This window comes from Butyrivibrio sp. AD3002 (assembly GCF_000420905.1).
In the GTDB taxonomy this organism is placed as follows: domain Bacteria; phylum Bacillota; class Clostridia; order Lachnospirales; family Lachnospiraceae; genus Butyrivibrio.
Window position 1 is genome coordinate 84251 of the sequence record NZ_ATVV01000001.1, and the last position, 13111, is coordinate 97361.

Below are 13111 nucleotides of genomic sequence, written 5' to 3' on the forward strand. Positions count from 1 at the left end.
CTATAAGGAGGGATATATATGCATTTGGGTAAACATTTTAGACAGTTAGTAGTAGGAATAGTATTTGCACTCTTCATTTTCATCTTTGCTAAGGGCTTCGGTATGGAAGATGTAGAATATGCCGGATCTGTATTAGCTGTAACTGCAGGAGATGCATATTCTGAACTTTCGCTTACGGTGAATGAGATACAACTTGATCCCGGAGAAGTAGAGACCGTCGAAGGGATAGCTACACCGGTTGTTGTTAAGGATAAGACAATTTACTGGGAGAGCGATGATATCACTGTGGCAACCGTAGATCGAGATGAGGGTGCCTACAATAAAGCTTATATTACTGCTGTGGAAGTTGGTAAGACTCAAATTAAAGCCAAAAACGCTGTTGGAAATGTTATAGCAGTTTGCAAAGTTACTGTCGGAAATCCGAGCGGCCTTGAAAAGATGAAGCAGGTTAAGGCTTCAAAAGTAACTGTTTCTTCTCTTAGGGCTACAAAGGGAACTCTTAAGATAAAATATAAAGCGGTTTCTTATGCGACAGGATATCAGATTCGTTACAAAAAGAGCGGCGGCTCATGGAAAGACATTGATACAAAAAACAAGACATATACGTTAAGTAAACTTGCCAAAGGAAAGTACTACATAAAAGTAAGAGCTTACAAAAAGTATGATGGCAAGAAGTATTACAGTAAATTTACAAAAACCTATAAAGTCAAAGTAAAATAACATTATATAACCTGCAACAGATTATTCTGTTGCAGGTTATTTTATTTAATCATAAACGAAATATTAAATTTTAGAAAAATCGTATACAAATCAATGCATATTTCGATTAGTCTGTTAAAATGTATGTGTAACAGTTTTTTTGTTTTGAGGGGCGGGAAATATCAATTATTTCGAGTATGCGCCGGAATATGAACGGAGACAATTATGGGTATAAAAAATCTTGTGAAAGTCAACGAAAAAAAGATGCATGACATGAGCGTGCAGGAGAAGTTCAATTCCACGTTCAAGCAGATCATTATCATGTTCTGTGTTGCTATAGCAATTCTTGTATTAACTCTGGCATTTGCTGTAGTCTCCATAAGAACTATTTATCGTAAGTATTACAATATGAATACTATTCAGGCAGATATCAGAATTGATATGCAGGCGCTGTCAAAGGCTTTTCTTTGGGCGCTGTCATCACCTGATGATGCTATAAGAGAGGAACAGCTTGGTAAAGCTATGGAAAAGTTTGGCGAGTTCAGCGACAACCTAACTAAGCTTGCTGCTATTTCCGATGACGACGATGCCATAAATACTGTTTCTAATGATTTAAAAACAGTAGAAAACAATGGAAAAACACTAGGGAATATGTTTGCGGATGGATCCTCTTCAGATGATTTGTTCTACTATTTTAATGATACCCTTTATCCCTCAATAGATGTTGCTGTAAAAGACTTTAAGACAGTTTCGAGTTCAACTACTGAAGCTGCAGCTGCTGCTTACAGAAATTCGCTTATTATCGGAGCTATAATGTCCATAATCACATTTATCATAGTCGCGATGGTACTTATCTATATTGTGGATGTTAAGAAGAAACTGTCCTATTCAATTCTGGCACCTGTTGAGGAGATTTCCAAGGCTGCTGATCAGATGTCAAGAGGTAATCTTGATATCAATATTGATTACACATCAGAGGATGAGCTTGGTAAACTGGCAAGTGATCTGAATTCTTCAACAGCTGTAACAGCTCAGATTGTTTCCGATATCAGGGAAACTTTGAAAATGGTTGCCGACGGTGACTTTACTCAGGGAACGCTTCATCCTGAACTTTATAAAGAAGACTTTGCACCCATAAATGAAGCTCTTAACAATATTACAGATTCACTGTCAGATACTCTTTCACATGTACAGGAATCATCTAATCATGTATCCGAAGGCGCAAACGGCATGAGCAGGGGAGCAACTGACCTTGCTGAAGGTGCAACGGATCAGGCGGCAGCGGTTGAAGAACTAACGGCATCTGTTGCTACGGTTACAGCTCAGACTAAGACTATGGCAGAAACAGCTGAGAGATCAAGGCAGATGGCGGACAGAGTTCGCGATGATGCTGATGCAAGTGCACGAAAGATGCATCTTGTAACGGATGCGATGATTAGGATTACTGAGGCATCCAATGAAATCGAACAGGTAACCAATACTATTGAATCAATTGCAAAGCAGACGCAGCTGCTTGCTCTTAATGCTTCAATTGAGGCAGCAAGAGCCGGCGAATCTGGTAAGGGATTTGCGGTTGTTGCAGAAGAGATCAGTACTCTTGCCAGTCAGAGTAGTGAGGCTGCAAAGAATACACATCAGCTAATTCAGGATACTATGGAAGAAATCCGAAACGGAAATGACGTAGTAGGAGAAACCACCGATGCTCTTCAGCAGATGCAGTCCTCAGTTGAAGAAATTACAGGTATGATAGTAGAGACGGGAGAGATGGCACAGCAACAGGCAGCCAGCATGGAGGAAATCAATGACGGTATTGATCAGATTTCAACGGTTGTCCAAAGCAACTCCGAAACAGCCCAGGAATCCAGCAATGTTTCCCAAGAGCTTACCCGGCAATCGGAAGACCTTACTAGACTGATAAATCAATTCAAACTCAGATAAACAGAAAGCCCACGGAAAATATTCCGTGGGTATTTTTTATAAGTTGCACTTTATTGCATTAACGCGTTGACATATATGGTATTATTGTATACAATAATGCAAAACAATTATTTAAAATCATTTTAATGAATTCTATTAAGTTAGGTGTTTTTAGGAGGAACCAGAAATGCAGGATCAGACTTTCCAGAACAGACCGGTGACAATGAATGAGCACAACAATCTTTTACAGATTGAAGAGCATATGTATATTTTGGACGATGTTGAAAAGCCCAATGTTTTCAGAAACATGTTCCCTTATGATGAGGTTCCGAAGATTCCGTTTAATGATAGAATTGTTCCGCATAATATGCCAAAGGATATCTGGATTACAGATACTACTTTCCGCGATGGTCAGCAGTCAAGAGCTCCGTATTCTACAGAGCAGATTGTAAAGATATATGATATGCTTCATGAGCTCGGTGGTCCTAACGGCATGATCAGGGCAAGTGAGTTTTTCCTTTACAGCAAGAAGGACAGAGATGCAGTTTATAAATGTATGGAGAGGGGATATAAGTTCCCTGAAGTAACAAGCTGGATCAGAGCCAGCAAAGAGGATTTCAAGCTTGTAAAAGAGATTGGAATGAAGGAAACCGGAATTCTTGTAAGTTGCTCTGATTATCATATTTTCCTGAAGCTTAAAATGACAAGAAGACAGGCACTTGATCACTACCTTAGTGTAATCAGAGATTGTCTTGAAGAAGGTATTGCCTGCAGATGCCACCTTGAGGATATTACAAGAGCTGATATTTACGGATTTGTTGTTCCTTTCTGTGTTGAGCTTATGAAGCTTCGCGAGGAGTATGGTATTCCGATTAAAGTTCGTGCCTGCGATACGATGGGCTATGGCGTTAATTTCTCGGGTGCTGTTATTCCCAGAAGCGTACAAGGTATTATATATGCTCTTAACACAAATGCAGGTGTTCCCAGTGAGCTCATTGAGTGGCACGGACACAATGATTTTTATAAAGCAGTGTCCAATTCGACTACTGCATGGCTCTATGGTTGTTCAGGAGTCAATGCTTCTCTGTTCGGTATAGGAGAGAGAACGGGAAATACACCTCTCGAAGCTATGATCTTCGAGTATGCGCAGTTAAAGGGTACACTAAACGGCATGAATACACAGGTTATAACAGAGCTTGCCCAATATTACGAGAAGGAACTTGGTTACAAGATTCCGCCTCAGACACCTTTTGTAGGTAAAAACTTTAACGTGACAAGAGCCGGTATCCATGCTGACGGACTTCTAAAGAACGAGGAGATTTATAATATCTTTGATACGGATAAGTTCCTTGGAAGACCTCCGGTAAGCGCGGTTTCCAACACTTCGGGTCTTGCCGGAATTGCACATTGGATAAACGTTCACTATCACCTTAAGGACGATGCAGCACTTGGTAAGGATTCCAAGCTTGTTCAGATATTGAAGGAATGGGTTGACGGTGAGTATGAGAACGGCCGTGTAACAGTTATGTATGACGAAGAACTCACAGCCAAAATAGATGAAGTATCAAAACTAATTGGTATCGAAGTTCGGGATGGCTCAATCAAATAATGCCTTCCCCTGGGGGGAAGGTGCCCGAAGGGCGGATGAGGGGCAAAGGTAAAATCATGGAAAAGAAAGATTTAAAACAGGAAGTTACCGATAAATATTCTCTTCGGGGTCGTGTTTTTCACAGGATAAGAGAGGATATTTTAAATGGTAAATATGAAGATCATGAGGAATTAAAGGAAGTAGCAATCGGCGAAGAGCTTGGAGTAAGCAGGACGCCGGTGAGAGAAGCTCTGCGCCAACTAGAGCTTGAAGGCCTGGTTCAGATAATACCGAACAAAGGAGCGTATGTAGTAGGTATAAGTGCTTCTGATGTCAGAGACATTTATATGATTCGTTCAAGACTTGAGGGACTTTGTGCAAGATGGGCCTGCGAGAATATAACAAAGGAACAGCTTGAAGAGCTTGAAGAGATAGTTTATCTGGCTGATTTTCATGAGAAAAAGGGCCATTTTGATCAGCTTGCAGAGCTTGATAACAGATTCCATACAATTCTTTATGAATCATGCAATTCGAAGATGCTTGAGCATCTTTTAAAGGATTATCATCAATATGTATGGCTCATAAGACAGAAGACTTTAACCGGTAGCCGAGGTAAGGATTCCAATAATGAGCATCGCAGTATAATGGAGGCCATAAGAGATAAAGATCCCGACAGGGCCGAAGAAATTGCCAATAGGCACATGCACAGTGCTTATGATAATATGGTTAAGAATGGTTTACTTGAAATGTTTAACTAAGGAGAGGAGCTTATATGTCCAGAATTAAAATGACTACACCCATTGTTGAGATGGACGGGGATGAGATGACCAGAATTCTCTGGAAGATGATCAAGGAAGAACTTATTGAACCCTATATCGAGCTTAAGAGTGATTATTATGATCTTGGTCTTAAGTATCGTGACGAGACAGATGATAAGGTTACTATAGACAGTGCCAATGCCACAAAAAAGTATGGTGTTGCAGTAAAATGTGCAACCATTACGCCAAACGCAGCACGTGTTGAGGAGTATGATCTCAAGCAGATGTGGAAGAGTCCAAACGGTACAATCAGAGCGATGCTTGATGGAACAGTTTTCCGCGCACCGATCCTTGTTAAGGGTATCGAGCCAAATGTAAAAACCTGGGAAAAACCCATAACTCTCGCTAGACATGCTTATGGCGATGTATATAAAAATGTTGAAATTGCTGTTCCCGGAGCAGGCAAGGCAGAGCTTGTATTTACAGGGGAAGACGGCAAAGAGATAAGACAGACAATACAGGAGTTTGACGGCCCCGGTATAATTCAGGGAATTCACAATAAGGATGCCTCAATAAAGAGCTTTGCAAAGGCTTGTTTTGAATATGCTCTTTCAACCAAGCAGGATCTTTGGTTTGCAACAAAGGATACTATCAGTAAGACCTATGATGCAAGATTTAGAGAAATTTTTGATACCACTTTTGAGAAGGACTATAAGCACAGATTCGATGCAGCAGGTATTGAATATTTCTACACACTTATTGATGATGCTGTTGCACGTGTAATGAAGTCAAAGGGTGGATTCATCTGGGCATGCAAGAATTATGACGGAGATGTAATGAGTGATATGGTTTCTTCTGCATGTGGATCTCTTGCAATGATGACTTCAGTTCTTGTTTCTCCGGAAGGAATATATGAGTACGAGGCAGCACACGGAACCGTTCAGCGCCACTATTACAAATACCTGAAGGGTGAGGAGACTTCTACCAATCCTGTAGCAACTATCTTTGCATGGACAGGCGCGATGAGAAAGCGCGGAGAACTTGATGGAATACAGGGACTTATTGATTGGGCTGATAAGATGGAAAAAGCAACACTTAAGACTATTGAGGATGGAAAGATGACAGGAGATCTTCTTCTCATTACTACCAATCCCAATGCTAAAAAGCTTAATTCCGAGGATTTCATAAGAGAAATCAGAAATACTTTTGATGCAATTTAATTGAAAATATATTAGAATTAATTACGCTGATGTATGTAATAAGAAGTACATCAGCGTAAATTTTTTGTATAAAAAGGGGATTACACATGAAAAACGAAGATTTAAAGAAGCTCCTTGATGATATGTCACTTAAAGAAAAGGTGTTGCAGCTGGTTCAGCTTCCGGGACAGGCCTTTGAGGAAAATGCTGCAGTAACAGGCCTTAGTGATGAAGGTGCAAGCGAGGAAGAAAAGAGTCTTGTTGGAAGTACTCTTGGTATTTGGGGCGCGGAGAAGATCATAGAAATTCAGAAAAAGTACATGGATAAGCATCCGCACCACATTCCGCTTTTGTTTATGTTGGATGTTATTCATGGTCACAAAACTGTATTTCCCTGCCCGCTCGGACAAGGTGCTACGTTTGATCCTGAGATTGCCAAAACGGGAGCTGAGGTTCAGGCAAGAGAAGCTGCCGCAGAAGGCGTACATGTGACATTTTCTCCCATGGGGGATCTTGTAAGGGATGCAAGATGGGGAAGAGTTCTTGAGTCAACCGGTGAGGATCCTTATCTCAATGGTAAGATGGTCTCTGCAATGGTAGAAGGCTACCAGGGAAAAGACTTAAAAGATATAAATCATATTGCAGCCTGCGTGAAGCACTTTGCTGCCTATGGTGCTGCTACATCGGGAAGAGATTATAACAGTGTTGAGCTGTCTGAATCCATGCTCAGAGATCAGTATTTGCCTGCATACGCTGAAGGAATAAAAAAAGGTGCAAGACTTGTGATGACCAGCTTTAATACGCTTAATGGTATCCCTTCCTCAGGAAATACATGGCTTATGAGAGATATACTCAGAAATGAGATGGAGTTTGACGGAGTTCTTATTTCTGACTGGGCAGCTGTTGCTGAGATGGAAACCTGGGGCTTTGCAAAGGATCTAAAGGAAGCAGCTGAGCTTGCCATGAAGGCGGGTGTCGATATTGATATGTGCACGGAAAGCTACGGAAGAAATCTTGAAGAGCTGTTGGATGAAGGAAAAATTTCCAAGGATCTTCTGGATGAAGCTGTTATGAGGGTTCTTACTTTGAAAAATGATCTGGGTCTTTTTGAGGACCCGTTCAGAGGCGCTTCTGCAACAAGAGAACAAGAAGAATGTCTTTCTGATAAAAATCGTGAGATAGCAAGAGATGCTGTCAGAAAGTCGCTTGTTCTTTTAAAGAACGACTATAATGCACTTCCTCTGGTTGAAAAGAAAATAGCATTTATAGGCCCTTATTCAGATGAGAAAAATCTTCACAGCTCCTGGGCTATATCCTGTGATTCTAAGGATGCTGTATCTGTAAAAAAGGCGGCAAAAGAGCTGTACGATGATACAGATACCAGAATTAAAGTCGCAAAAGGATGTCTTATAGCATCAAACGGCGATGAGTTCATGAACGGAACTTTTTCGGATGAAAAAGAAAAAGAGAAAAACAAAAAGCTGTTTAAGAAAGCCATGGAAGTAGCAGAGTGGGCTGACGAGATAGTGTTCTGTCTCGGAGAACATATTGGTCAGTCAGGAGAGTCCACAAGTAAAACGGATCTAAGAATTCCCAGAGTTCAAAAGAAACTGTTTGATAAAATCTGCAAGAAGTTTAGAAATGAAAAACATATCATTACTCTTATCTTTTGCGGAAGACCACTTGAGCTTGAAAATATTCCGGAGAAATCTGATGCTCTTATGATATGCTTCAGACCAGGAACCGAAGGTGGCCATGGAATTATGGATGTACTTGGCGGTAACTATTCACCATCCGGCAAACTTTCCATGAGCTTCCCTTATAGTGCGGCGCAGGCGCCTTTAAATTACAATGCTTTTTCAACAGGAAGACCTAAGCCTTCCGAAGGACCTACAATTTTCACTACAAGATACCTTGATTGTCCAAATGAGGCCAGGTATCCATTTGGATTCGGACTTACCTATTCGCAGTTTAAAATATCCGATGTCATTCTGAATAAGAATACATTGAATAAAGCGGATGAGGATGACTTTATAAGAGCAGCGGTGACTGTAAGGAATACAGGCTTCCATGAGGCAACAGAGACAGTTCAGCTCTATATACGTGATATGGTAGGGAGCAGAGTTCGACCGATTAAGGAACTTAAAGGCTTTAAGAAGGTTTCATTATTACCCGGAGAATCCAAAGAAATCAGTTTTGATATATCTGAAGATATGCTGAGCTTTTGGACAATCGAGAATAAAAATGACAGTGAGCCCGGAGACTTCAAGGTGTTTGTTGGATTTGACTCAACTACTGATAATTCTGAAGACTTTGAATTGATTTAAAAGTTTCTTTTTAATTTGATTTCAACCTTAAAGAACGATAATTTATTTACGCTTTTTTAATAATTCGCAGTGTGGACTTCATTGTTTGCACTGCGTTATTATTATTTATAGAAACGTTAACAGGCTTAGGAAATAAGAGAGGTTTCTATGGATAATAAAGTAAAAAAAATAAGCGCTGTATATAAATGCGTTTCTGTTCTTATATGGATAATCCTTACGTCATTATGTGTTTATACTTCCCTGTATGGCGATAAGTTTATGTATGTACATGACGATAAGATCTTGTTTACATTTTATCTGTTGCCGTTTCTTCTTGTCGGTGGTCTGTTTGGTTATTTCTTTGGCATGATTTCGTTTATGATAGCTTTCGTTGTCTCTATCGCTTCAGCGCTTACAACAGCTTACAATATGTCGATTTTTCTTGTTGCAACGCTATGCATTTCCATTTTTGCACAATATATGTTTTTTAAAAATATTAAAAAGACTGCTATTGCCTGCATTGCGACACTTCTTATTACTACACTTATCGAATATGCCTGTCTGTCAGTGGTACAGGTCGGAAGATATGATCTTTCCAATATCTCTCATTTTACCGACTATATTTGCAGGGATGTGTATTCTGTAATATTCTCAGTACTTGTTATATATATCATTCTGTCAAAAGCACCCGATTTTATAAAAATATTTTTCCCAATTGGGATTGCTTATACTAAGGCGTATGAAGAAAACAAGGAGCTACAGAAGAACGTCAGAAAGACCAAATTAAGTGTTAAAATTACTGCTATTATCATCGCACTTGAACTAATTCTTGGTATAGCTGTTGCTGTTTATATGATGATCCTTTTCCCGGACCTGAAAAATATGTTTGTGGGAGGTATTGAGAGACGTGAACCGGTCCATATAGAAAATACCGAAGATATGGTTCAGGAAATTAAAGACCTTGATTTCAAATTTGATGATGCAGCTCTTAGCTTTGATATTAAGATGATACTACTCATGATGTGCGTGGGTGTGCCGCTTGCTTCAATAGCAAATTTTTACACGAAGATGGTCATAGGCGGCCCTATCGGACGTATGTCTGATTTTATGTATGACTACGCCAATGCTGATGACGATACAAAGCTTGAGGTAGGAAAAAAGGTTGACAATCTTACAATAAAAACAGGTGATGAGATACAGGTTCTTCATGAATCCATGCAAACCACGGTTCATTCCATAGAGGACTATATAGGACGATTAAAAGCGAAACAGGAGCTTGAAAAGGAGCTCGAGGTTGCGCAAAAGGCCAGTGAAGCAAAGTCGTCCTTTTTATCTAATATGTCTCATGAAATAAGGACTCCCATAAATGCAGTCCTCGGAATGAATGAGATGATACTCAGGGAGTCGGATAACGACAGAATTCTTGAGTATGCAAATAATGTAAAAAGCGCCGGAAATTCTCTTCTTGGAATAATAAACGACATACTGGACTTCTCAAAGATTGAAGCAGGTAAAATGGATATTCTTCCGGTGCAGTATCATTTGGGATCAACAATAAACGACCTCATAAATATGGTGGCTGTAAAAGCCGAAGAAAAGGGGCTTAAACTCGAACTTGATATAGATGAGACGCTGCCTACTGTTCTTATCGGAGATGAAATCAGAATAAAGCAGTGCGTAACCAATGTACTTTCAAATGCTGTAAAGTACACCGAGGAAGGAAGTGTTGCACTCAACATCAGCTACAGAAAAGTAGATGATAAGAACATTATGCTTAGATTTCAGGTGGTTGATACCGGTATAGGAATAAAAGAAGAGGATATAAATAAGCTATATTCACCCTTCGAAAGAATTGAGGAAATCCGGAACCGTTCAATAGAGGGTACCGGCCTTGGAATGAGCATAGTTAAGAAGCTGCTTGCACTCATGGATACGAGACTTGAAGTAAAGAGCGTATACGGAGAGGGTTCTGATTTTTCATTTGAAGTGCGACAGCAGGTTGTATCCTGGGAAGAACTGGGAGACTTCAAGGAAAAGTACAAGGAATATCTAAAAACACTGGAAAAATATCATGAGAAATTCAAAGCTCCTGAGGCAGAAATTCTCGTGGTTGATGATACTCCGATGAATCTTACGGTTGTTAAGGGGCTTCTAAAGACGACGCTGATACAGGTTGATACTGCTGAAAGTGGAATGGAGACTCTTGAAAAGGTAAAGAAAAAGAAATATGATGCGATTTTCATAGACCATAGAATGCCTGAAATGGATGGCCTTGAAACCCTCGCTGCAATGAAGAAGATGGAGGAAAATCTATCTGTTGATGCTCCGTGCATCGCACTTACGGCAAATGCAGGTGCAGGTGCCAGGGAGGAATATATGGCAGCCGGTTTTGATGATTATCTCTCAAAACCGATTGACGGCGGACTTCTGGAGGATATGCTTAAGACATATCTGCCTCCTGAAAAGCTGATACTTGAGGAAGAATCAGAAGACGTCTATGATAAAGATGAGAACGATGAGAGACAAAAGCTTTATAAAACCATAGAAGGTATAGACTACGAGGAGGCATTAAAAAACTGCGGAAGCCTTGATATTCTTCAAAATGTTATAGAGGAATTCCATGTGTCCATAGATTCGAAGGCTGATAATATTGAACGATTTGCAGCAGATAATGATTACAGAAATTATACGGTTGCTGTTCATGCACTGAAAAGTTCAGCCAGGCTGCTTGGTGCGATGAAGCTTTCTGAAGATGCCGCATATCTTGAAAAATGCGGTAATGATGAGAGTACTGAAGAGATAAAGGAAAAGACTCCTGAGCTTCTAGCTCTTTACAGAAGCTATAAGGATAAACTTCAGCCCGCAATTGAAAAGAGCGAAGAAACTGACCTTCCTGAAATACCGGTAGATGAACTTGAAGGCGCTTTTTCAGATATGAAAGAATTATTGGAAGCCTACGATTTTGACACGGCTGATGGAATAATGAAGATGCTGTCCGATTACAGTATTCCGGATGACTATAAAGATAAATATAATAAAATTGTGGAATTGATGGCTGCTGTTGATAGAGATGCACTTCTGGAACTTCTTTAAAATATGAGAGGGGTTTTTATGGATAAACGAGTACTGCTTGTGGGTGGTAAGAAGAGCTTTATGGTAACTTCGATTGAAAAGGAGCTTAAGGCGGAAGACTTTGAGGTAATTCGCGCGGATGCAGATGTAACTCAGATTGAAAGAATGGAAGATAAACCGTCTGTATATCTTATTTATGTTGATGACATTGATGAGATGCTGGAGCTTTTTGTGTATCTGAAGGATAAATCAGTTGAAGATGATATCTCCATAAGTGTGATAGGATCCAGTGATGAACTTGAAAAGATATATTCAAAAATCTCACAGGACAGAATCGCTGCGGTTTTTGAGAGACCGGTCAATGTAAAAGAGCTCGGAAGTAAAATGACTGCTGTTGTCCAGAATGAGGAAGTGCGCCTGCAGAAAAAGAAGATTCTTGTTGTTGATGATGACGGCACAATGCTGAGGACAATTAAGAGCTGGCTGTCGGAAAAGTATCAGGTCTTCATGGTGAATTCCGGAATGAATGCCATCACTTTCCTTGCTAAGAACAAGGTTGACCTGATTTTGCTTGATTATGAGATGCCCGTTATTACAGGGCCCAAGGTTCTTGAGATGCTTCGTAGCGAGTCAGGAACAAGTGATATACCTGTTATGTTTCTTACCGTTAAAAATGATAAGGAGAGCGTAGCTCAGGTCATTTCACTTAAACCTGAGAAATATCTGCTTAAAACCATGCCTCCTGCTGATCTTATCGCCAATATCGATGAGTTTTTCGAAAAGCAGAAAATAAAGAATTATAAGTGAGGTTTTTATGTCGCTTTATGCACTTGGTGATCTGCACCTTTCCTTTCAGTCCGACAAGAATATGGATATTTTCGGGAAGGTGTGGAAGAACCATGAAAAGAAGATAGAAAAAAATTGCAATAAGATGATCACTGACGATGATACGCTTGTGCTGGTCGGGGATCATACCTGGGGCAAGGGACTTGAGAACTGTGAAAAGGACTTTGAGTTTATAGAAAAACTCCCGGGAAGAAAAATACTTATTCGCGGAAATCATGATAATTTCTGGAACGCTAAGAAAACCCAGCGCCTTAATGATATGTTTAATGGAAGGCTTTTGTTTTTACAAAATAACTACTATCCCTATGGGGACTACGCACTGGTAGGGACCAAGGGATATTGTTATGAAGGATTCGATACAAGGCAGCACGCCGATATGCTGATTGAACGTGAGGCAAAAAGATTAAAGATATCATTTGAAGCGGCCAGGGCAGACGGTTTTGAGAAGTTTATAATGTTCCTGCACTATCCGCCAACTTCAATTGATGAAAGAACAAGCAGATTTACTTTTATGGCGAAGGCCTACGGAGCAGAGCAGGTGATTTATGCTCATTGTCATGGAAAAGAGAGATTTCATGACAGTCTTTGGGGAAAAATTGACGGTATAAAATATAGTCTCGTTTCCGGGGACTATCTAGATTTCAAGCCTTTGAAAATTCTTTAACAAAGAGTTTCCAAAGGCTCATTTTATGGGGGAAAATGGGTATCTTAAATCGTGGATATATG

9 protein-coding genes are annotated in these 13111 nt (G+C 40.0%); all 9 read left to right on the forward strand.

The annotated features are described in order from the left end of the window. The first annotated feature begins 18 nt into the window (after positions 1–18). Complete coding sequence (locus G596_RS0100360; RefSeq protein ID WP_022759837.1) at positions 19–720, forward strand: fibronectin type III domain-containing protein; 702 nt, start codon at positions 19–21, stop codon at positions 718–720. A 204-nt stretch (positions 721–924) separates the two neighbouring features. After that, positions 925–2637, forward strand: coding sequence for a methyl-accepting chemotaxis protein (locus G596_RS20345; RefSeq protein ID WP_022759838.1), 1713 nt, complete (start codon positions 925–927; stop codon positions 2635–2637). Between the two features lie 166 nt (positions 2638–2803). Beyond that, positions 2804–4225, forward strand: coding sequence for a 2-isopropylmalate synthase (locus tag G596_RS0100370; protein WP_022759839.1), 1422 nt, complete (start codon positions 2804–2806; stop codon positions 4223–4225). Between the two features lie 56 nt (positions 4226–4281). Further along, complete coding sequence (locus G596_RS0100375; RefSeq protein WP_026497581.1) at positions 4282–4962, forward strand: GntR family transcriptional regulator; 681 nt, start codon at positions 4282–4284, stop codon at positions 4960–4962. Between the two features lie 14 nt (positions 4963–4976). After that, positions 4977–6182 carry an NADP-dependent isocitrate dehydrogenase gene (locus G596_RS0100380; RefSeq protein ID WP_022759841.1) on the forward strand — a complete coding sequence of 402 codons (1206 nt, stop codon included), beginning with the start codon at positions 4977–4979 and terminating at the stop codon, positions 6180–6182. An 86-nt stretch (positions 6183–6268) separates the two neighbouring features. Continuing rightward, positions 6269–8488 (forward strand): glycoside hydrolase family 3 N-terminal domain-containing protein, encoded by a 2220-nt coding sequence (locus G596_RS20350; RefSeq protein WP_022759842.1) that lies wholly within the window; start codon positions 6269–6271, stop codon positions 8486–8488. Between the two features lie 147 nt (positions 8489–8635). Further along, positions 8636–11560: a response regulator gene (locus G596_RS20355; RefSeq protein ID WP_022759843.1), complete on the forward strand. Its 2925-nt coding sequence runs from the start codon at positions 8636–8638 to the stop codon at positions 11558–11560. 18 nt (positions 11561–11578) lie between these two features. Then, complete coding sequence (locus G596_RS0100395; RefSeq protein WP_022759844.1) at positions 11579–12346, forward strand: response regulator; 768 nt, start codon at positions 11579–11581, stop codon at positions 12344–12346. Between the two features lie 7 nt (positions 12347–12353). Further along, positions 12354–13049, forward strand: coding sequence for a metallophosphoesterase (locus G596_RS0100400; protein WP_022759845.1), 696 nt, complete (start codon positions 12354–12356; stop codon positions 13047–13049). Positions 13050–13111 lie beyond the last annotated feature (62 nt).